General features: G+C 70.5%; 18 protein-coding genes and 4 pseudogenes. 12 read left to right on the top strand and 10 right to left on the bottom strand.

What is annotated here, in order from left to right; all coding sequences use genetic code 11:
• Positions 1-3: 3 nt before the first annotated feature.
• From ACQ86J_RS14825 to ACQ86J_RS14815, 3 genes are all read right to left on the bottom strand, one after another.
• On the bottom strand, positions 4-225 hold the full coding sequence (locus ACQ86J_RS14825) for a hypothetical protein (protein WP_431271694.1): 222 nt from the start codon (positions 223-225) through the stop codon (positions 4-6).
• Positions 226-371: 146 nt separating this feature from the next.
• The gene (locus ACQ86J_RS14820; RefSeq protein WP_431271693.1) at positions 372-818 is read right to left on the bottom strand and encodes a hypothetical protein; all 447 of its coding nucleotides are present in this window, start codon (positions 816-818) and stop codon (positions 372-374) included.
• Positions 815-1,252, bottom strand: a complete 438-nt coding sequence (locus ACQ86J_RS14815; RefSeq protein ID WP_431271692.1) for a hypothetical protein — start codon at positions 1,250-1,252, stop codon at positions 815-817. The genes ACQ86J_RS14820 and ACQ86J_RS14815 overlap by 4 nt, the downstream gene beginning before the upstream one ends.
• Positions 1,253-1,430: 178 nt before the next feature.
• Between ACQ86J_RS14815 and ACQ86J_RS14810 the strand changes: the two genes are divergently transcribed.
• Complete coding sequence (locus ACQ86J_RS14810; RefSeq protein ID WP_431271691.1) at positions 1,431-2,078, top strand: S24 family peptidase; 648 nt, start codon at positions 1,431-1,433, stop codon at positions 2,076-2,078.
• Between the two features lie 150 nt (positions 2,079-2,228).
• Here ACQ86J_RS14810 and ACQ86J_RS14805 read toward each other — a convergent pair whose 3' ends face one another.
• From ACQ86J_RS14805 to ACQ86J_RS14795, 3 genes and pseudogenes are all read right to left on the bottom strand, one after another.
• Entirely contained in the window at positions 2,229-3,161 is a 933-nt protein-coding gene (locus tag ACQ86J_RS14805) for a phosphatidylglycerol lysyltransferase domain-containing protein (protein WP_431272411.1), read from the bottom strand.
• The gene (locus tag ACQ86J_RS14800; RefSeq protein ID WP_431272835.1) at positions 3,047-3,919 is read right to left on the bottom strand and encodes a hypothetical protein; all 873 of its coding nucleotides are present in this window, start codon (positions 3,917-3,919) and stop codon (positions 3,047-3,049) included. The genes ACQ86J_RS14805 and ACQ86J_RS14800 overlap by 115 nt, the downstream gene beginning before the upstream one ends.
• A 282-nt stretch (positions 3,920-4,201) precedes the next feature.
• Positions 4,202-5,774 (bottom strand): annotated as a pseudogene (locus ACQ86J_RS14795) (lysine--tRNA ligase).
• 182 nt (positions 5,775-5,956) lie between these two features.
• On the opposite strand from ACQ86J_RS14795, the gene ACQ86J_RS14790 reads away from it, so the two are divergent.
• Positions 5,957-6,910: an aspartate-semialdehyde dehydrogenase gene (locus ACQ86J_RS14790; RefSeq protein ID WP_431271690.1), complete on the top strand. Its 954-nt coding sequence runs from the start codon at positions 5,957-5,959 to the stop codon at positions 6,908-6,910.
• Between the two features lie 229 nt (positions 6,911-7,139).
• Here ACQ86J_RS14790 and ACQ86J_RS14785 read toward each other — a convergent pair.
• A pseudogene (locus tag ACQ86J_RS14785) lies at positions 7,140-7,304 on the bottom strand (hypothetical protein); the annotation flags it as partial.
• A gap of 1,116 nt (positions 7,305-8,420) precedes the next feature.
• On the opposite strand from ACQ86J_RS14785, the gene ACQ86J_RS14780 reads away from it, so the two are divergent.
• Both ACQ86J_RS14780 and ACQ86J_RS14775 read left to right on the top strand, forming a co-directional pair.
• Positions 8,421-8,624 carry a hypothetical protein gene (locus ACQ86J_RS14780; protein WP_431271689.1) on the top strand — a complete coding sequence of 68 codons (204 nt, stop codon included), beginning with the start codon at positions 8,421-8,423 and terminating at the stop codon, positions 8,622-8,624.
• A complete protein-coding gene (locus ACQ86J_RS14775; protein ID WP_431271688.1) occupies positions 8,537-9,436 on the top strand; it encodes a D-cysteine desulfhydrase in 900 nt (299 codons plus the stop codon). Before ACQ86J_RS14780 ends, ACQ86J_RS14775 begins: the two co-directional genes overlap by 88 nt.
• A gap of 62 nt (positions 9,437-9,498) precedes the next feature.
• Here the strand turns inward: ACQ86J_RS14775 and ACQ86J_RS14770 are convergent, their stop codons facing one another.
• Complete coding sequence (locus ACQ86J_RS14770; RefSeq protein WP_431271687.1) at positions 9,499-10,197, bottom strand: YbaY family lipoprotein; 699 nt, start codon at positions 10,195-10,197, stop codon at positions 9,499-9,501.
• Between the two features lie 253 nt (positions 10,198-10,450).
• Here ACQ86J_RS14770 and ACQ86J_RS14765 point away from each other — a divergent pair, with 253 nt between their 5' ends.
• Entirely contained in the window at positions 10,451-11,953 is a 1,503-nt protein-coding gene (locus ACQ86J_RS14765) for a flavin-containing monooxygenase (RefSeq protein ID WP_431271686.1), read from the top strand.
• A 24-nt stretch (positions 11,954-11,977) separates the two neighbouring features.
• On the opposite strand, the gene ACQ86J_RS14760 is transcribed toward ACQ86J_RS14765, so the two are convergent.
• Both ACQ86J_RS14760 and ACQ86J_RS14755 read right to left on the bottom strand, forming a co-directional pair.
• Positions 11,978-13,015, bottom strand: coding sequence for a hypothetical protein (locus ACQ86J_RS14760; RefSeq protein WP_431271685.1), 1,038 nt, complete (start codon positions 13,013-13,015; stop codon positions 11,978-11,980).
• 24 nt (positions 13,016-13,039) lie between these two features.
• Complete coding sequence (locus ACQ86J_RS14755; RefSeq protein ID WP_431271684.1) at positions 13,040-13,729, bottom strand: hypothetical protein; 690 nt, start codon at positions 13,727-13,729, stop codon at positions 13,040-13,042.
• On the opposite strand from ACQ86J_RS14755, the gene ACQ86J_RS14750 reads away from it, so the two are divergent.
• From ACQ86J_RS14750 to ACQ86J_RS14720, 7 genes and pseudogenes are all read left to right on the top strand, one after another.
• The gene (locus tag ACQ86J_RS14750; RefSeq protein ID WP_431271683.1) at positions 13,719-14,231 is read left to right on the top strand and encodes a hypothetical protein; all 513 of its coding nucleotides are present in this window, start codon (positions 13,719-13,721) and stop codon (positions 14,229-14,231) included. The genes ACQ86J_RS14755 and ACQ86J_RS14750 overlap by 11 nt on opposite strands.
• Positions 14,164-14,715: pseudogene (locus tag ACQ86J_RS14745) on the top strand (hypothetical protein); the annotation flags it as partial. The gene ACQ86J_RS14750 and the pseudogene ACQ86J_RS14745, both read left to right, overlap by 68 nt.
• Before the next feature lie 55 nt (positions 14,716-14,770).
• Complete coding sequence (locus ACQ86J_RS14740) at positions 14,771-15,130, top strand: DsbA family protein (RefSeq protein WP_431271682.1); 360 nt, start codon at positions 14,771-14,773, stop codon at positions 15,128-15,130.
• Between the two features lie 99 nt (positions 15,131-15,229).
• Positions 15,230-15,676, top strand: a complete 447-nt coding sequence (locus ACQ86J_RS14735; RefSeq protein ID WP_431271681.1) for a hypothetical protein — start codon at positions 15,230-15,232, stop codon at positions 15,674-15,676.
• The gene (locus ACQ86J_RS14730; RefSeq protein WP_431271680.1) at positions 15,673-16,242 is read left to right on the top strand and encodes a hypothetical protein; all 570 of its coding nucleotides are present in this window, start codon (positions 15,673-15,675) and stop codon (positions 16,240-16,242) included. Before ACQ86J_RS14735 ends, ACQ86J_RS14730 begins: the two co-directional genes overlap by 4 nt.
• Positions 16,243-16,276: 34 nt before the next feature.
• On the top strand, positions 16,277-16,873 hold the full coding sequence (locus ACQ86J_RS14725) for a hypothetical protein (protein WP_431271679.1): 597 nt from the start codon (positions 16,277-16,279) through the stop codon (positions 16,871-16,873).
• 91 nt (positions 16,874-16,964) lie between these two features.
• Positions 16,965-19,740, top strand: a pseudogene (locus tag ACQ86J_RS14720) (ATP-dependent DNA helicase).

Below are 19,740 nucleotides of genomic sequence, written 5' to 3'. Positions count from 1 at the left end.
GGGCTACTCCCCCAGCAGGGACTTGCGGGGGGCGGAGGGCAGCGCCTCCAGCACGCCGCGGGCGGAGGTGGCGATGGTGCCTTCCAGCCCGCGCGCGACCCGGTCGCGGGCCGCGGCCCGGGCGGCTTCGCCCTGCTGCTCGGGCGGGGGCGGGGCGATGGCCGGCGCGGGCGTTGGCGCCGGCGGGACGACGACCGGCTTCGGGGCGCGGAACAGGCCACCCATGCGCGTCACCTCGATCTGTTGGGGATGCCCTGCCCGAAAGCCCGAAGGCCCGCCCCCCGGTGGAAGGGGAGCGGGCCTTCGGTGAGGTCGGGGAGGGGATCGGGAGGATGCCACCGGGCGCAGATCGCCCGTTGACGAGAGGAGGATTAACGCGGAGCCGTACCAAGTGTCAAGATATTTTTCCTATTGTTGGCGAGGCGGCGGAACAGCCCCCAGGGCGTCACCGCGAAGGGCGTGCCGGCGCCCAGCACGGCCCGGCACAGCGCCACGCAGGTGAAGGGCGAGAGCGGCGGCAGCAGCCGCCAGCGCGGCCTGCCGGGGGCGAAAGGACCGCAGACCGCAGATCCGGCGCGACGGTAGAAGCCGGGCAGGTCGAACTGCGCCGGCACCTCCAGCCGCGCCACCACCAGCCGTCCCGAGAGCGGGTCGAGCACGGTCCAGCCAGTGGCATCCGCCAGCACCGCGAAGCAGTGGCGGAAGCCCGGGCGCAGCAGGCGCAGCCAGGGCTGGTCCGCCCTGCCGCCGAAGACGATGAAGGCGCGCTGCCCGGCCTCCGCCGCGCGGCGATGCGCCGGCCGCGCCGCGGCGGTCACCGCAGCTTGCCGGGAAACGCGATGATATCAGCTGAATCCTGCATCGGCAGCGAGGGACCGTCGACGATGCCCTTCACCCGCAACGGCCAGTCGAGCCGCGCCATCGCCTCGCGCCACAGCCGCGCGTCGCCGCCCTCCCGCGGCGCGCGCGGATCGGGCGCCTGCTGCCTTTCACCCCAGATCCGCAGGATGCGCGCATGCTGCAGGTCGATGCGGCGCTGGCGATAGAGGCGGTCGAGAACCTTCACCACGTCGTCCGGCTCGCAGGGGCGCTGCACCAAGCCGGCGCCGGAGACGATGCGGGCGCCGTCGCGCCGGGCGATGAGCGCGGCCATCGTCCAGAACCAGGCTTCCTCCGCGTTGCGAAAGGCTTCGGTCCGACCGCGCGGGGCGGTGGCGGCGGGGCGGGGGAGCGCGGTGTTCGGGGGCGTCATCGGGGGGATTTTCCTCTCTCCTGGCGTGAACATTTTAGGAACATATCCGCGCGAGGATGGCAGAGGCAAGCATAAACAAGGAAAATTAGCCTATTGCACTCTGACTCCGCACCTAGGATGTTATCCCCATGATTCACAGCATGAACGGGCCGGCCGGATGCCGGGCAGGAACGACGCCATGACGCATGAGGATATCTGGCGGGCGCTCGACGCGCTGGCGGCCGAGAACGGGCTGTCCGCCTCCGGCCTCGCCCGCAAGGCCGGGCTCGACGCCACCGCCTTCAATCCCTCGAAGCGCATCGGCGCCGATGGCCGGGCACGCTGGCCCTCCACCGAGAGCGTGGCGAAGGTGCTGGCGGCGACCGGGGCGGGGTTCTCCGACTTCGCGTCCCTGGTCACCGGCGTTGCGGCGCTGCCGCGCGGCGGGCGCGGCCTGGCGGGGCGGCGCATCCCGCTGATCGGCCTCGCCCAGGCCGGCGGCGAGGGTTATTTCGACGATGGCGGCTACCCCGTCGGCGGCGGCTGGGACGAGATCTCGGTGCCGGAGATCGGCGACCCCAACGCCTATGCGCTGGAGATCTCGGGCGAGAGCATGGAGCCGGTCTTCCGCGACGGCGACGTAGTCATCGTCTCCCCCGGCGCGCCGGTGCGGCGCGGCGACCGCGTGGTGGTGCGGACGCAGAAAGGGGAGGTGATGGCGAAGGAGCTGAAGCGGCAATCCGCCAAGCGGGTGGACCTGCGCAGCCTGAACCCGGCGCATCCGGACTACAGCTTCGAGATCCCGGAGATCACCTGGATGCACCGGATAGTCTGGGCGACGCAGTAGGACGGGACTGCAAGGCCGGGGAGGGGAAAAGTGTTCCCTCCCCAAACCCCTTCCTTCCCTCTTGTGAGTCGTCACCCGCTGCGCGGCGGGTGCCAGAGTCAGAAAAAATAGATGGGGGGTCTGGGGAGAGTACCTTCTGCCGGGCCTTCTTCAGGCCGCCCGGCTCCGCTCCAGCTCTTCCGCCGCGCGCCGCATCTCCGGCGGCAGCAGCGGCCGCAGGCTCTCCAGGTCCCGCTCGGCGCGCAGCGCCAGGTAGCAGGGCCGGTCTTCCTCCCGCTGCCGCAGCGGCACGGCATGCAGGCCGATATCGGCATAGACCCTGAGGTAGTCGGGCCCGACGCGCCAGAATGCAGCATCCACCCCTGCCCGTTCGCAGAGATCGCGGAAGCGCCAGATCGCCGAGATAGCATCCTTCCGCTCCCCCGCCGGGTCGCCGAGCGCCAGCCAGACGCCGTCGCGCTTGAGGAAGGCAAAGCCGGCGCGCTCGCCCTCACCGAAGACCGCGCCATCGGCCTCCCGCGGGGCCAGCCCGCCGAGCGTGGCGATCCGCGACCGCGTGGCCGCGTCCCAGGCCAGCGGCGCGAAGCGCGCCGGCCGCAGCAGCCGCACCATGCCGACCAGCAGCAGCACGCCGGTCAGCCCTACGGTGAACCGAAGGCTGTCCGGCGCGAGCTCGGAGAAGACCACCCCCCACCAGGCGGTCTCCGAGACGCGCCCGCCATAGGATACCAGCGCCAGGGTGATGCCGCAGGCGGCGACCGCGGTCAGCGGCACCACGGCTTCCGGCGAGAGCGGCTCCCGCACCAACCGGCTGTCGCGGTAGAAGGCGGCGCGCAGGCTGGCGACCAGCCCGGCCAGCAGCAGGAAGGCGCCCCAGAGCCACCAGGCCTCGCCGCGCACCCAGCCGATGGCGGCGCCGTTCAGCAGGAGGAACAGGCTGAAGCCCCAGGCGATGGTCAGCCGGCGCATCAGCCCATAGGCCATGACCAGCAGCAGCGACCCCACGACCGAGGCGGCAAAGTGGGAGGCGAGGGCCGCGGCATGGCCGGCCCATTCCTCGATGATCGTCCCCTTGGTCGGCAGCGCCCCCAAGAAGATAAGCAGCGCGCCGGCGAGCGCCACGAGCGAGGCGATCGCCGGCACCTCCAGCGTCTCGCTCCCCGCCCGAGCGCGGTGACCCGCTGCAGGATGTTGCGGCGCTGGCCGAGCTTGAAGCCGACGAAGAGGGTGCCGGAGATGAACAGCGGGATGATGTAGTAATACAGCCGGAAGACCAGCAGCGCGCCGATCACCTCGGGCGCCGGCATGTAGGGCTGCAGGCCGAGCAGGACGGCGCCGTCGAAGACGCCGAGCCCGCCAGGGACATGCGCGGCGATGCCGGCGGTATAGGCCGCGAGGTAGATGCCGACGAAGCGCAGGAAGGTCAGCCCCTCCGCCTGCGGCAGCAGGATGTAGAAGATGGCCGCGGTGATCGCCACGTCGACGGTGGCGAGGCCGGTCTGCATCAGCGCCATGCGCGGCTCGGGCAGGTCGATCTCGTGCCCGAAGAGCCGCACATGCCGCTTGAAGCGGCTGAGCACGACATAGGTGAGCACGATGCCCCAGAGCGGCAGGGCCATGGCCTGCAGCGCCCAGTGCGGCAGGTGGGTGCCGAACCAGGGCACCACCTCCGGCTCGAAGACCAGCACCAGGCCGCCGAGCGCCATGCCGCCCAGGCCGTAGGTCAGGCTGGTGAAGCCGACCACCTTGGCGATCTCGAGCGGCGTCAGCCCCCAGGCCGAATAGAGCCGGTAGCGCACCGCGGCGCCCGACACCGCGGCGAAGCCGAGGTTGTGCGCCAACGAATAGCCGCAGAAGGAGGCAAGAAAGCGATTTCGGCCAGGAGACCGGCCGCCCGGCATAGATCGAGCCCAGCTTGTCGTAGACCGCCAGCACCAGGTAGGCGAGCACGGTGAAGCCCGCCGCCTTCCACAGCGCGCTGGCCGGCAGCGCCGCCATGGCGGTGCGGATCTCGGCCACCGAAAGGGTGCGGGATCTGCGCTGGACGACGAAGATGGCGGCGACCAGGAGGACCACGCCGAAGACCGCGGGCCCGTTCCGGCGCAGCCAGGCGAGGCGGGGGCTCACGCGGCAGGTGCCTCACGCGCGAGCGCCGTCTCGATCAGCCCGATGGTGCCGGGGATGCCGTAGAGCGCGACGAAGCCGCCGAAGCGCGGGCCCTCCTGGGCGCCGAGCAGCACCTGATAGAGGCAGGCGAACCAGTCGCGCAGGTTGGCGAAGGGATGCCGCTTGCCAACCTCGTAGAGTTGGTTCTGGATCGCCTCGGCGTCGCTGTCCTCGGGCAGGCTGCGGAGCACCTGCAGCAGGTCCTCCAGCGCACCGCGCTCGACCTCGCTTGGCGCCCGGTGCTGCCGGGTGGGGGCGACGAAGTCGCGGAAATAGGCGACGGCATATTCGACCAGCCGCGCGAGCATCGGGCTGCTCTCGGGCGTCACCCCCGGCGCGTAGCGGCGGATGAAACCCCAGAGCATCTCCGGCGCGTCGGCATTCACCACGCTGGCTAGGTTCAGCAGCATGGCGAAGCCGATCGGCGAGCCCGGGTCGTTGCTGCTGCCGTTGTGGATGTGGAAGGCGGGGTTGGTCGGCTCCGGCTGTACCCGCAGCTTGTCCAGGTTGCCGAGGTATTCGTCCACCGCGCGCGGGATGACGTCGAAGAACAGCCGCTTGGCCCGCTGCGGCGACTGGTACATGAAATAGGCCAGCGATTCCGGCGGGGCATAGCGCAGCCATTCCTCGATGGTCAGGCCGTTGCCCTTGGACTTGCTGATCTTCTGGCCGTTCTCGTCGTTGAACAGCCATAGGTGAAGCTGGCCGGCGGGGTGCCGCCGAGCACCCGGCAGATCTGCCCGGAGAGCTTGACCGAATCGATCAGGTCCTTGCCCGACATCTCGTAGTCGACGCCGAGCGCGAACCAGCGCAGCGCCCAGTCGGCCTTCCACTGCGCCTTGCAGCCGCCGCCGGTGATCCGGGTGCCGTGCCGCTTGCCGGTGGCGGGATCGACCCAGACCAGCAGGTCGTCCTCGGGACGCACCTCCTCCATCGGCACTTGCATGACCACGCCCGTCTCCGGATGGATGGGCAGGAAAGGCGAGTAGGTTGCCTTTCGTTCCGCCCCGAGGGTGGGGAGGATGACCTTTTCACGGCGTCGTGCCGTTCCGCCATGCGCAGCAGGGCGGCATCGAACCGGCCGCCCCGGTAGTAGTCGGTGCTCGACGCGAACTCGTATTCGAAGCCGAAGGTGTCGAGGAAGGCTTGCAGCCGGGCGTTGTTATGGGCGCCGAAGCTCGGATGGGTGCCGAAGGGGTCGGGGATGGCGGTCAGCGGCCGGCCCAGGTGCTCCGCCAGCATCTCTTTGTTAGGCACATTGTCCGGCACCTTCCGCAAGCCGTCCATGTCGTCCGAGAAGGCGATCAGCCGGGCGGGCAGGCCGGTCATGCGCCGGTAGGCACGCAGGACCCAGGTGGTGCGCGCCACCTCCCCGAAGGTGCCGATATGCGGCAGGCCGGAGGGGCCGTAGCCGGTCTCGAACAATGCTCCCCCCGGGACGCCTTCCGGCTTCGGGTTGGCGGCGAGACGATCGGCCACCTTGGCGGCCTCCTCGAAGGGCCAGGCTCTTGACGCTGCGCAGGGATGGATCGGCGTTCATCCCGGGCAGATGGCAGGGGGCGGCGGCGGGGTCAACGCGGGGGCGGGGCTGGCATCCCTGCTTCACAGTGGCGGTTCCGTGAAACCCGCGCTAAACGGCCGTTCCTACGCAAGGGAAAAGGGTGTCATGCGGGTCGGCGTGATCGGGGCCACGGGCGCGGTCGGGAAGCGAATTGGTCGAGGTCCTGGGCAAGCGGCGCTTCCCGGTCACCGAGCTGGAATTGTTCGCCTCCGCCCGCAGCGCCGGCCTGAAGCAGCAGACCCCGTGGGGCGAGGTGGCGATCGAGGAATACTCGGACGCCGCGGCCGGCCGGCTGGACCTGGCCCTGCTGGCGGTCTCGGGCGACTTCGCCAAGGCGCATGCCCGGAAGCTGGCGGCGCAGGGCGTGGCGGTCGTGGACAATTCCTCCGCCCTGCGGCTGGAGGACGATGTCCCGCTGGTGGTGCCGGAAGTGAACGGCGACGCCATCGGCAACCACAAGCTGATCGCCAACCCGAACTGCACCACCGCCATCCTGGTGGTGGCGCTGGAGCCGCTGCGCCAGGCCTTCGGCCTCAAGCGCGTCATCGTCTCCACCTACCAGGCCGCCAGCGGCGCCGGGGCGGAGGGCATGGCCGAGCTGGAGCAGGAGACCCGCCGGGTGCTGGTCGAGGGTGGCCCGGCTGGGCATTCGGTCTTCGCCCATCCGCTGCCCTTCAACGTCATCCCGCAGATCGATAGCTTCCAGCCCAATGGCTATACGCGGGAGGAGATGAAGGTCGCCTGGGAGAGCCGGAAGATCATGGGGATGCCCGACCTGCTGGTCTCCTGCACCGCGGTCCGCATCCCGACCTTCCGGGTGCATGGTGAGGCGGTGACGATCGAGTGCGAGCGGCAGGTGACGCCGGAGGCGGCCCGCGCCGTGCTCGCCAGGGCGGCCGGCGTGAAGTTGGTGGATGAGCCGGCGGCCCAGCGTTACCCGATGCCGATCACCGCGACCGGGCAGGACGATGTCGAAGCCGGCCGGGTACGGGCGAACCCCGTGTTCGGGGATTGCGGGCTCGACTTCTTCCTCTGCGGCGACCAGCTGCTGAAGGGCGCCGCGCTGAACGCGGTGCAGATCGCCGAGCGGATGAAGCTGGGCTGAGGACCCGCCTGACCCCGGGCCCATCCTGCTCCGACCCGTCGGGGCAGGCCAGATGGCGGCGGTCCGCCGCCTCCGGCGCTAATCCCGGAGCTGCCGGAACACCGCGCCGAGGTCCCGTCCGGGGGCGGCAATCTCCCGCCCCGGCAGCGCCGCGCCGCCCAAGGCCAAGGGCTTCCATGCGGAAGGCGCTGGGCGAAAGGCCGAATTCCTGCCGGAAGGCGCGGCTGAAGCCGGAAGGGTCGGGCATGCCGAGCTCCTCCGCGATGCGGGCGATGCTGCGCCGCTCCGCCGGGTCGGCGAGCGCGCGGCGGACGGCGCGCAGCCGCTCCCGCTGGATCGCCCGGGCGACGCCGCCCTCGGGCTCGAACACCCGATACAGCTGGCTACGCGACATCCCCGCCATGCGGCTGAGCCGCATCGGGTCGAGCCGGGTGGAGCCGAGATTGGCCCGGATCAGCGCCGTGACCCGGCTGCGCATCGCCGTCTCGAGTTGCGGCCTTGCCGCCGCGCAATGGTCGGCCGAGCCGGTGACGGCAGCGCGGATCAGGGCCAGCGTTGCCTCCGTCACCCGCGGTGCCTCGGCGGCCGTCATCCGCGGCAACTGCTCGGCCAGCGTGTCGAGATGCCCGCGCAGCAGGCCGCCCAGCGCAGTGTCGAGCGTCCGGCCGAGCTGCGAGTCAAAGGCGGGCGCGATCTCCGGCAGCGCGTCGCGGGCGATGAAGGCCATGATCCACTCGGCCTCGCTGCGCTCCGAGAAGTTCGGCATCTGCATGCCGTAGAGGATCAGGTTGTCAGGGTGGACGATGCGCGTGGCGTCGTCGCCATGGTAGCGGAACTGGCCCTGGCGGGTCAGGACGATGGCCCAGTGATCGAGCTGGTCGCGCCGGATGCGGGCCAGGTCGCGGCGGTTGACCAGGCCCTCGCCCGAGCTCCAGGTGATGGCGAGCGGCCCCAGCTGCCAGATGCGGTGCTCCGCCCGAAAGCCGTTCGCGGTCTCCCCGGTCGGCACCACTTCCATCCAGGCCGCCAGCCGCTCCCGCCAGGCATCGAATTGCAGCCGGGCGGGAAGTTCCGCGGTGGAAAAGCGGAGTTCCGGCAGGCGGGCCGCATCCGGGTTGGGAAACGGCGGAAGCGACCGGTCCAGGCCGGATGGCACACCCTCGCCTGGATGATCAAGCATGGGGGACTCCTGGAAAGATGAAACTTTTATGGTTTCATGAAGCGGCCCTGCCCCGGTACTTCAAGAACGCCAGGATTTTACCTGAGCCCGAGAAAATTTGAAACGACTCTCTAGCGAACCGATATCCGGCGCGGAAGGGCAGTGCTCGCCTTCGCCATGCCCGTCTCGCCGCGCCGTCCAATCGGGGCTACAGCGGCTTGCGTTCGGAGATGATCGTGCCGCCGCTGTAGCCTGTCGTTCCAGAGCAGATTCAGGCGTCCAAGCGTTCACGCTCTCCCGCCATCTGCTCTAGCGTCGCGCCGACCCAACGCCCTGGAGGATCCCCACGCCATGAACCTCGCTCGCTTCCCGCGCATCCGGCTCGGCCACATGCCGACCCCGCTCGAGCCGATGGAGCGCCTCTCGAAGCACCTCGGCGGGCCACGGCTCTGGATCAAGCGGGACGATTGCACCGGCCTGTCCACCGGCGGCAACAAGACCCGCAAGCTGGAATCCTCTGCGCCGACGCCATCGCCCAAGGGGCCGACATCCTGATCACCCAGGGCGCGACCCAGTCCAACCACGCCCGCCAGACCGCCGCCGCGGCGGCCAAGCTCGGCCTTGCCTGCCACATCCTGCTGGAGGACCGGACCGGCTATGCCGACCCGGCCTATACCCGCTCCGGCAATGTGCTGATGGACAAGCTGCACGGCGCGACCGTCTCCCGCCGCCCTGGTGGCGCCGACATGCAGGCGGAGATGGAGGCGGTGGCCGCGGAGATGCGCGCCGCCGGCCGCAAGCCCTATGTCATCCCCGGCGGCGGCTCCAACCCGGTCGGCGCGCTCGGCTATGTCAACGCGGCGCAGGAGCTGGTGACCCAGGCCTCCGACATGGGCCTGCGGATCGACCATCTGGTGCACGCCACGGGCAGCGCCGGCACCCAGGCCGGCCTGGTGGCTGGCCTCGTTGCGCTGAACAGCGGCATCCCCGTGCTCGGCATCGGCGTCCGCGCGCCGAAGCCGAAGCAGGAGGCCAATGTCCCGGCGCTGGCCGAGCGCACCATGGCGCATCTCGGCCTGCCGGCGCTGGTCAAGCCGGAACATGTGGTCGCCAATTGCGACTATGTCGGCCAGGGCTACGGCATCCCGACCGAGGGCATGGTGGAAGCCGTGAAGCTGGTGGCGGAGAAGGAAGGCATCCTGCTCGACCCGGTCTATTCCGGGAAGGGGATGGCCGGGCTGATCGACCTGATCGGCAAGGGCTTCTTCAGGAAGGACCAGAACGTGGTCTTCCTGCATACCGGTGGCCAGGTCGGGCTGTTCGGCTATCCGGAGGCCTTCGGCCTGCCGGGCGACACCGGGCGCTAGAACACGGGGGCGGCGGGCGCGCGGGGCCGCCGGCGGCGCGTGTCCCGCGGCTCGCCGGCTGGCTACTGGCGCACCAGCCGCGCCAGGCCGTGCCCCTCGGCGTCCAGCAGCAGCAGCCGGCCTTCCGGGGTGATCCGCCAGCGGCGGGTCGCGCCGAGCGCGGCGAGGAAGCGCTGTTCCTGCTCCGCCACCGCCGGGGGACAGGCCATCATGCTGGAGATCATCTGGCCGAAGCCGATGGTCTTCCCTGCCAGCGTGTAGCTGCCGGCGATGCGGTTGCAGCCGCCGGAGCCGGAGACCTTCCCGCCCCCTGGGCCATCCGCCGTGAAGCTGAGGCTGGACCGTACCCGGTCCACCACGCCGCGGCCGCCGATGTCCTCGGCGATCCAGTCGGACCCCGCCAGCACCGGGGCCGGCGCGGCGCGGACCAGGCGTAATCCCACCGTCTCGCCCGCCCCGCGGGTCAGCACGGGATGGATGGTGTCGGTGCGGAAGGCGATGCGCCCCTCCAGCTTGATCGCCCCGCGGACCGCATAGAGGTGGCCCGGCTGGATGCGGGCCGGGTCGTAGGGCAGGGTGAAGCCGATCGGTATCTGGCCGGTGATCTGGATGCGGGCCTCGGCCAGGGTCTCGGCCGGCGCATCGGCGCGGGAGGTGTCCTGCAGCGCCACAACCAGCACCGCGCCGGGCGGCAGCGCCATGCGTTCCCGGTAGGTGGCGGTGCCGCGGATGGCCGGCGCCTCCGCCCGCGCGCAGCCCATGGCAGCCAAGCCTCGCTGCCAGCATAATCATGCTCCGCCGCTCCATCCTCCGCTCCCCACCGACCGTCCCGCCTGCGTTACAGCCGACCTGGGCGGCACCAGGGCCGCCGGAAGTCAGGTGCCATTGTCGATCGACCGACTTGATGCCAATCAAGGCCGGCCGGGGCATTCCGTTCCACCACCCATCCTTGCGATGCAAACCGGCCACGGCAGGCTAGTCTGGCCGCCAATCACACCAGGAGGACGAGCAGCGATGTCCGAGGCAGCAACCCTCGAGCGGTCCAGGACCCGGCCCGCCGAGCAGGTCGATGTGCTGATCGTGGGCGCCGGCATCTCCGGCGTCGGCGGCGCCTACCACCTGAAGACCCAGCGCCCCGGGACCAGCTTCGTGGTGCTGGAAAGCCAGGAGACCTTCGGCGGCACCTGGTGGACGCACAAATATCCCGGCATCCGCTCGGACAGCGACCTGCACACCTTCGGCTACCGCTTCAAGCCCTGGACCGGCACGCCGATCGCGACCGCGGACGAGATCCGCAAGTACATGGGCGAGGTGATCGAGGAGAACGGCCTAGACCGCCACATCCGCTACAACCACCGGATCAGCAGCGCGAGCTGGTCGAGCGCCGAGAACCGCTGGACCATCGAGGCGACCCGCACCGATACCGGCGAGCCGGTGGTGATCTCGGCCCGGTTCCTCTGGATGTGCCAGGGCTACTACCGGCATTCGGAAGGCTACACGCCGGAATGGGCCGGCATGGACCGCTTCAAGGGCCAGATCATCCACCCGCAGACCTGGCCGGAGGGCCTCGACTACACCGGCAAGCGGGTGGTGGTCATCGGCTCCGGCGCCTCGGCCGCCACCATCGTGCCGAACATGTGCGACAAGGCCGCGCATGTGGTGATGCTGCAGCGGACGCCGACCTATTTCCGCACCGGCCGCAACGCGATCGAGATCGCCGAGGAGCTGCGCGCGCTGCAGGTGGACGAGCACTGGATCCACGAGATCGTCCGCCGCAAGATCCTGCTGGAGCAATCGAAGTTCACCGACCGCTGCTTCGCCGAGCCGGAGAAGGTGAAGGCGGAGATGCTGGCGAACCTGCGCTCGATCCTCGGACCCGACTACGATCTCGACAAGCATTTCACCCCGGACTACCGGCCGTGGCGGCAGCGCATCGCCTTCGTCCCCGATGCCGACCTGTTCCACGGCATCGCCTCGGGCAAGGCCAGCGTCGTCACCGACGAGATCGAGACCTTCGACGAGGGCGGCATTCAGCTGAAATCCGGCCAGCACCTCGACGCCGACATCATCGTCACCGCGACCGGCTTCCACCTGAACGTCCTCGGCGACATCGACTTCGCGGTCGACGGCAAGCCGCTGGCCTTCCACAACACGGTGACCTACCGCGGCATGATGTTCACCGGCGTGCCGAACATGGTCTGGGTCTTCGGCTATTTCCGCGCCAGCTGGACGCTGCGCGCCGACCTGGTCGGCGACTTCGTCTGCCGGCTGCTCGGCCACATGGAGGCCAAGGGCGCCGAGCGGGTCGAGGTCGCGCTGCGGCCCGAGGACCAGGACATGCCGCTGCTGCCCTGGATCGACCCGGAGAACTTCAATCCGGGCTACCTGATGCGGGGCATGCATCTGCTGCCGAAGCGCGGCGCCAAGCCGGAATGGCAGCACACCCAGGACTATTGGGCGGAGAAGGACATCTTTCCCGCCATCGACCTGGACGGGGCGGAGTTCGTCTACCGATAGGCCGGCGACGCCGCCTCGGCGGCGTCAGCCCAGGTCCATCGGCATGGGACGCAGGGCGGGTGCCGCCGGGGCGCGAGCGGCGGCCGGCGTCGCCCCGACCGTCTCGAGCCAGGCGCGGTCGCAGGCGGCGCTGAGCGCGACCTGCTCGGCCATCGGGATCTGGTCCGAGCCGGCCCAGCCGGTCCCCACCGGCCGCAGGAAGCGCTCCAGCCGCGCTTCCAGCCCCGCCGCGTCGCCGATCCGCAGGCCGAGCGCGGCGAGGTCGCGCGACAGCGCCAGCGGCTCGGGCTCCATGTAGCGGCTGGTCCGTTCCAGCGCCTCGATCCCCACCGGCACGCGGATCATCGCCACCCGCGTTGCATAGGGCGGCTGGCCCCCCGGATGCACCATGGTGCAGCTTCCCATGATCCCGGCCAGCAGGCTGCTCGGCGGCGCCGGCAGATGCAGGTGGAAGCTGACCGGCGGCGTGCCCGGGCTGCCCGAGATCAGCGGCAGCGCCAGCATGCTGCCGACGATCACCACCTGGCCGGAGACATGGTTACGCCCGGCCGCCAGCGTCTGGGAATATTGCGCCACCAGCCCGTCCGCCCGCCTCGGCGCGGGCTGGATCACCAGCGCGCCGCGCAGCATGCGGCCGCGGTAGTAGGGCGATTGCGCCTGGGAATAGCAGGCATAGGCGGCGCAGAGATAGCTGGACGCCTCCTCGGCCGTGCCCGTCTCCGCCGGCGTGTCGAGGCCGGCGCGACGCAGCAGCCCGGCGCGGTCCACCCGGCCGCCCTCGCAGAGCACGGCGAGGAAGGCGTCCAGCGTGGAACCCGCCACCCAGTGGCCCGGCCGCGCGAGGCCCAGCACGCCGGCCCAATCCTCGTAGATCTGCGCCGAGCGGGGCAGGGAGCGTCCCTGGATCCACTTGTAGGACCGGTCGAGATCGAAGCCGGTCTGCGGGTTCACCCGGCGGAAGGCTGCGCAGAGCTCCTTCTGGCTGAGGCCACCGAGCAGCGCGGCGGTCAGGCGCAACTTCGCCGCGATGTCGCAGGCGTCCCGCAAGTCGGCTTTCGACATGGCTGCTTCCGGAATGCCCGATTGTTATTGCGCAGAAGGCGAAACGCGTGGTGGACCGCACCACCTGACGGGACAAGCAAGGAACGTCTTCAATGCATATAAACGGCATCTCCGGAAGTTCCAGGAATTCCAGAGGAAAGCATTGCGCAAGGCTGCGTCATGACTGGTGATCCACCATGGCTGCATGGTCGCAAGGTAGAAACAGTGATGGTTGCGGGAACAATAATCATCCAGCACGCGGATATTCGCTGCGGCCACGTCGCGGAATGGTGGGATGCACCGGACGCGCAGGAGCCGGATCGCGGGTCGCACCACGCTCGTCGGGATCATGGGCATGGCCCCGAATCCCCGTCTCCCGGCCAGGACCACGGCACACAGCCGCCGCTCGACATTCCAGGCCCTGAGGCAAGCGCGCCGCCCGACACCGCGACGCTTCTGAATGCCGCCAGCTGGACCTATGACCGCGACCTCGCCAACCTGCCGGCCGGGCTCCGCTTCCTGGACGTGGACGGCCAGCCCCTGGCGCAGGAAGTGACGGCCGACGGCTTCTACGGCGCCGCCTTCCTGACCGCGGCCAACCAGGTCGTCATCGCCTTCGAGGGCACGCATGTCTCGGCCCTGGAGGACGACCCGGTCTTCGTCGCCGCCCAGATCGCCGCCGATGGCCTGATCCTCCTCGGCATCGCGCCGCCGGCCTTCAGCGATGCGCTGCAATCTCGCCGAAGCCGCGCTGGCTGCCGCCGCGGCGCTCGGCATCCCGGAAACCGCGGTCTTCCTCACCGGCCACTCGCTTGGCGGGGAGGCGCTGTTCGTCGCCGCGCAGCTCGATCTCGCGGGGGAGACCTACGGCGCCCCCGGCATCCCCGCCGCCACCATCCCCGCCGGCGCGGTGTCGCAGCTGACCAACTACGTCGAGCGCGGCGATCCCGTCGGCAACTACAGCGCCGTGCCGGACGTGCTGAACGGCTTCGTGCAGAGCCCCGACATCCTGCGCTTCGGCCCGCCCAGCTACCTCGGCGGGGAGGCTGCTGGCCTGGCGCTGCAAGCGGCCGGCCTGCTCTTCGGGCCCGGGACCACGCCGGACGAGAACGCGGCGGGCACCGTCGCCATCGGCGGCCTGGCCTCGCAGTACCACGTGCTCACCACCTATGCCGCGGATCTCGACGTCACGTTGCAGAATCCGGGCGAGCCGGACTCGGGCTTTGCCTTCGCCTGACGGAAGATTTGGAAGCTCCTGGATTTCCAAGGATAGCGGCTTGCTGAGCGGCCCGCGGGGCTGGCCCAATCCATGGCAAGGCGCCGCGGGCCACCGGCCCGCCGCTATACCAACGGAGACGTCGCGTTCCATGCCCAGAAGCCTGCGCCGCCTGGCCCTGCTGCTCGCCCTTGCCGCTGCGCCCGCCGCGGCCCTTGCCGAACCGGTACCCTTGACCGAGGCGCAGAAGGAGGCCGTGCAGCAACTCATCCACGACTACTACCTGGAACACCCGGAGGCCCTGATCGAAGCCTTCCAGCGAGCCCAGGCGACGCTGCGGGCGCAGCAGCAGACCGCCGCGAAGCGCATGCTGTCGGACCGCCGCGGCGAGCTGGTGTCCGACCCGCAGGCGCCGGTCGCCGGCAATGCCCAGGGTGACGTCACGATCGTCGAATTCTTCGACTATCGCTGCGCCTATTGCAAGAAGGCGCATCCCGGCATGGCCGGGCTGCTGGCCGACGAGCCGGGCGTGCGTTTCGTGCACAAGCAGCTTCCCGTGCTTGGCCCGGATCTCGGTCTTCGCCGCACGGGCAGCGCTCGCCGCACAGGCGCAGGGCCGCTACCTCGCCTTCCACGACGCGATGATGTCCGCCAGCGGAGCGCTGACCAACGAGGCGGTCTTCGCCATCGCCGACCAGGTCGGGCTCGACCGCGCGCGGCTGGCCCGCGACATGGTCTCGCCCGAGGTCGAGGCGGCGCTGGCGAAGAATGCGGCGCTGGCCAAGGCGCTCGGCATCAACGGCACCCCGTCCTTCGTGGTCGGCGACACGCTGGTGCCGGGCGTGGCCGAGCCGGCGGCCCTGCGCCAGATGATCGCCGCGCAGCGGCAGGCTGGCGGCAAGGCCACGGTCATCCGCTGAGGCGACCGAGAGACGTCGATGGAGGACCCCATGCACATCCCAGGACATCAGGCCATGCCCCATTGGAGCATCCTCCTCGGTCTCACGCTGGCGGCGGCCATGCCGGCCGCGGCGCAGAAGCCGCAGGGCCTCTATGACGAGAGCCGCGTGCTCGCGCATTCGAACAACGAGTGCCGCGGCATCGCGGATTGCGTGACGGTCGAATCGCGCGAGCGCCGGGTGGCCAAGGGTCAGTCGGTGACGCTGAACCTGCGCTGCCCGGCGGCCACCCCCTATGTGGTCAACTGGGACACCGAGCAGAACGAGCACCTCGTGGCGACCGCCCTGCCTCTGCTGGTGGACCTGACGGCGCCGGCGGTAGCCGGATCCTTGCCGAACGGCTCCAGCTCGCATTTCAGCCTCTCGGTGGTCAACAACGGCGATTCGGTCGGCCGGATCACTGCCTTCCTAGGCTGCGCCGCATCGCCGCCGCGCGTTGCGGCGGTGTTGCGGCAGCGCTCCGGCGTCCCTTCCAATCACGGCGTCTTCCCGGGCGGCGCGCGATGACGCGTCTGGCCGGGCTGGCGGCGGCGTTGGTCCTGGCACTGCTGCTGCGCCCGGCGGAGGCCGCGGCGGGCGCCTGCAGCGATTCGAGCATCCCCGATTGCCAGGAGCAAACCCAGGCGCCGGTCGGCTACAACGTCTGGGAGACGCAGGGCTGGGCCTATTACTGCACCGGCGACCATCCCTACTTCTGGGGATTGGGATACAATTACGCGACCAACTTCTCCTACGATAATTCCTGCTTTTCGGCGATCGAGAACATCTTCGCCGAGGGTGTCCCGCCGAACAAGTTCGACGCGACCTTTACCAACTGGTGCGACGGCAGCCAAAGCATCACGGTGACGCTCGGCTGTTCGAAGCAACCGCCGCCCGGCTTCGGCCCGGCCTGCAACTATGTTGGCAATCCGGTGGACGATCCCGGCTGCCCGAGCTCGAATGTCACCAACCACTGCTCCTCCGGCAATCCCGCGGTCTGCTTCCAGACTTCGACGGAGACCTGCAGCAACGGCACGAGCTACAGCTGCACGACCGATCTGCTGGTGACGTGGTGCTACCAATGTTCCGGCTGAGCGCAGCGGCGACATACGGATGGGGAGGAAAACCATGAGGACAGTGGCTTCGCTGATCCGCCACGCGGCGGGCTGCCTTGCTTCGGCGCTGGTCTGCGGGATGCTGCTGGCCCCGGCCCCCGCCGCGGCCGGACCGTGTGGCCCCTACTTCAACGGCGACATCCCGGACTGCGAGCCGCAGGTCCAGGCGCCCATCCCCTACAGCGGCTGGGAAACCCAGGGCTGGGCCTATTACTGCACCGGCGACCACCCGTATTTCTGGGGCCTCAGCTCCAGCTACCCAGGTGACTTCACCTGGGACAATTCCTGCTTCTCCGGCATCGAGGACGTCTTCGGCGAGACCCAGGCCAACAAGTTCGACGGCACCTTCACCAACTGGTGCCTTAATACCCAGAGCATCGTGGTCACGCTCGGCTGCTCGCGGCAGCCGCCGCCCGGCTTTGGCCCTGCCTGCAACTATGTCGGCGGTCCGGTGGGCGATCCAGGGTGTCCTGCCTCGAACATCCAGAACCATTGCTCCAGCACCAACCCGCCGGTCTGCTTCCAGACATCGAGCGAGACCTGCAGCAACGGTACGAGCTACAGCTGCACCACCGACCTGGCGATCACCTGGTGCTATCAGTGTCAGTGACCGGATAAAGCGCGCAGCGGAACGCAGCGGCGACCCGCGACCCGCCGCCTAGCTTGCGCTAGGATGGGCCACCCATGGCCCTTCCCCCCGACTGCTGCTGCCCGATGCCCCGGCCCTGATCGCCGGCCATGGCCGCGCCACGCTGCTGACGCCCGATGGCGAACTGCTGGAGATGCCCTCGGCCGGGCTGCGCCGGGCGTTGGATGGCGCGCCGCCGCTCCTCGTGCATGGCCCCGCCACCGCCCGCCGGCTCGACCTGCCGCGCTTCGATGCCTGCTTCGACCTGCTGGAACTGTTTGCCTTCTGCCTGCCGGCACGGCCGGCGGCGCCGACGCCGCGGGGCCTCGCCATGGCGCTCGACCTCGACGCGCCGGCCGACGATGCCGCCGCGGCCGCCCTGCTGCCGGAGATGGCAACCATCCTGCTGCGCCGCCTGGCCGCTGGCCGCGGCCAGCCGATGAACCGAGACGCCGGCATCCCGGCGGCGCAGCTGAAGAAGGCCGCCGCCTGGCCCTGGGCCGATTCGGTGCTGGCCGCGCTCGGCGCGGCCGACGAGAAGGCCACCCTCGACCCCTACAAGGTCTGGCGCCGCCTGCCGGACTGGGAGGACCCGGGCCCCGCCCAGCCGCCCGCCAGCTTCGACGTCTCCCCCAACGAGGCCCGCGCCCGGCTCGGCCACATACTGGGGGAGGGGGCCGAGCAGCGACCGCAGCAGGCCGACTATGCCTCGGCCGCCGCCGGCGCCTTCGCTCCGCGGGCCGACCAGGGATCGCCGCATCTGGTGCTGGCCGAGGCCGGCACCGGCACCGGCAAGACGCTGGGCTACATCGCCCCGGCCAGCCTCTGGGCGGAGCGCAATGGCGCCCCCGTCTGGATTTCCACCTTCACCCGCAACCTGCAGCGGCAGATCGACCAGGAACTCGGCCGGCTCTACCCGGACCCTGAGGAGCGGCGGCGTCGCGTCGTGGTGCGGAAGGGCCGGGAGAACTACCTCTGCCTGCTGAACCTCGAAGAGATGCTGGGCCAGGCCACGCATCCCGACATGGCCGTCCCGCTCGGCCTTGTGGCCCGCTGGGCGCTGGCGACGCGCGACGGCGACCTGATGGGCGGCGACTTCCCCGGCTGGATAGTCGAGCTGCACGGCCCCGCCGCGATCTGGCCGCTGGCCGACCGGCGCGGGGAATGCATCCGCTCCGCTTGCCCGCGCTACAAGCAGTGCTACGTCGAGCATTCGATCCGCCGCGCCCGCACTGCGTCCCTGGTCGTTGCCAACCATGCGCTGGTGATGGTGCAGGCGGCGCTTGGCGGCGGCGAGGACGGCCGACCGCTGCGCTACGTCTTTGACGAGGGCCACCACCTCTTCGACGCGGCGGACGCTGCCTTCAGCGCCGCGATCAGCGGCGCCGAGACTGCCGAGCTGCGGCGCTGGCTGCTGGGCGCCGAGGGCGGCCGCAGCCGTGCGCGGGGCCTCCGCCGCCGGATCGAGGAGCTGGCCGGCGACATCCCCGAACTGCTGGCGCCGATGGAGGCCGCCCTGCAGGCCGCGCGCGCGCTGCCCGGGCTTGGCTGGGTCACGCGTCTCTCGGAGGAGGCGCGCGAGCCGGCCAGCGAGGCCGCCGCAGAGCGCCAGGCCAACCCGACCGAGCTTCTTCCTCCGCGCCGTCCGCCGCCAGGTGCTGGCCCGGGCGCCGGAGGAGGAGAAGACCTACGACGTCGAATGCGACCTCCACCCGCTTGGCGAGGACATCCCCGAGGCGGCCGAGGCGCTGGAACGCGCCCTTAAGCGGGTGGAGGAGCCGCCTCGCCTCGCTGCGCGACCGCCTCATGGCCCGGCTCGAGGACGAGGTGGAGGAGCTGGAGACCGGCGACCGCATCCGCATCGAGACCGCGGCCAAGGGGATCGAGCGCCGTGCCCTGATGCCGCTGAAGGCTTGGCAGGCCATGCTGCGCGCCCTGCGGGAGCCGCCGGCCCTGCCCGGCGTCAGGCGCGACTTCGTCGATTGGCTCGCCCTGACCCGGCGGGAGGGACGGGAGGTGGATGCCGGGCTGCACCGGCACTGGCTAGACCCGACGACGCCCTTCGCGCTGGCCGTCGCCGCGCCCTCGCATGGCATGCTCATCACCTCGGCCACCTTACGCGACGCTGGGTTGGCGGAAGACCAGGAGGCCGCCTGGGCCGCGGCCGAGGCGCGCACCGGCGCCAGCCACCTGAGCGCGCCGGCGATCCGCGCCGCCGTCGCCTCCCCTTCGATTACGCGTCGCGCACCCGCGCCTTCGTCGTCACCGATGTGGACAAGGCTCGCAACGGCCAGGTGGCGGCGGCGATGCAGGCGCTGTTCGAGGCCTCGGGCGGCGGCGGCCTGGGCCTGTTCACCGCCATCCGCCGGCTGCGCGACAGCTTCCGCCACATGGCGCCGGGGCTGGAGGCGGCGGGCATCCCGCTCTACGCCCAGCATGTCGATGCCATGGACAATGCCACGCTGGTCGATGTCTTCCGGGCGGAGGAGAACTCCTGCCTGCTCGGGACGGACGCGATGCGCGACGGCGTCGACGTGCCCGGCCGGTCGCTGCGCCTGCTGGTCTTCGACCGGGTGCCCTGGCCGCGGCCCTCGGTCCTGCACCGGGAACGCCGCATCCACCTCTCGGGCGGCGAGCCGAAAGCCTATGACGACGCCCAGGCCCGGCACCGGCTGCGCCAGGCCTTCGGCCGGCTGATCCGCCGGCATGACGACCGCGGCGTCTTCGTGCTGCTCGACCGGTCCTGCCCGACGCGGCTGCTGGCCGGCCTGCCGGAGGGCGTGCCGGTGCGCCGCCTCGGCCTCGCCCAGGTGGTCGCCGAGACGCGCGATTTCCTCAGCCAGCCGTGA

It is taken from the genome of Dankookia sp. P2 (genome assembly GCF_050632255.1).
In the GTDB taxonomy this organism is placed as follows: Bacteria; Pseudomonadota; Alphaproteobacteria; order Acetobacterales; family Acetobacteraceae; genus Paracraurococcus.
The sequence above is the reverse complement of the archived record's forward strand: the minus strand, read 5'-3'. Positions and strand labels throughout refer to the sequence as shown.

Coding starts and splice junctions, on each gene's coding strand:
- ACQ86J_RS14825 (WP_431271694.1), bottom strand. CDS start 225: ATGGGTGGCCTGTTCCGCGCCCCGAAGCCGGTCGTCGTCCCGCCGGCG.
- ACQ86J_RS14815 (WP_431271692.1), bottom strand. CDS start 1,252: ATGACGCCCCCGAACACCGCGCTCCCCCGCCCCGCCGCCACCGCCCCG.
- ACQ86J_RS14810 (WP_431271691.1), top strand. CDS start 1,431: ATGACGCATGAGGATATCTGGCGGGCGCTCGACGCGCTGGCGGCCGAG.
- ACQ86J_RS14780 (WP_431271689.1), top strand. CDS start 8,421: ATGAACCTCGCTCGCTTCCCGCGCATCCGGCTCGGCCACATGCCGACC.
- ACQ86J_RS14770 (WP_431271687.1), bottom strand. CDS start 10,197: ATGGGCTGCGCGCGGGCGGAGGCGCCGGCCATCCGCGGCACCGCCACC.
- ACQ86J_RS14765 (WP_431271686.1), top strand. CDS start 10,451: ATGTCCGAGGCAGCAACCCTCGAGCGGTCCAGGACCCGGCCCGCCGAG.
- ACQ86J_RS14760 (WP_431271685.1), bottom strand. CDS start 13,015: ATGTCGAAAGCCGACTTGCGGGACGCCTGCGACATCGCGGCGAAGTTG.
- ACQ86J_RS14750 (WP_431271683.1), top strand. CDS start 13,719: ATGCGCTGCAATCTCGCCGAAGCCGCGCTGGCTGCCGCCGCGGCGCTC.
- ACQ86J_RS14735 (WP_431271681.1), top strand. CDS start 15,230: ATGCCGGCCGCGGCGCAGAAGCCGCAGGGCCTCTATGACGAGAGCCGC.
- ACQ86J_RS14730 (WP_431271680.1), top strand. CDS start 15,673: ATGACGCGTCTGGCCGGGCTGGCGGCGGCGTTGGTCCTGGCACTGCTG.
- ACQ86J_RS14725 (WP_431271679.1), top strand. CDS start 16,277: ATGAGGACAGTGGCTTCGCTGATCCGCCACGCGGCGGGCTGCCTTGCT.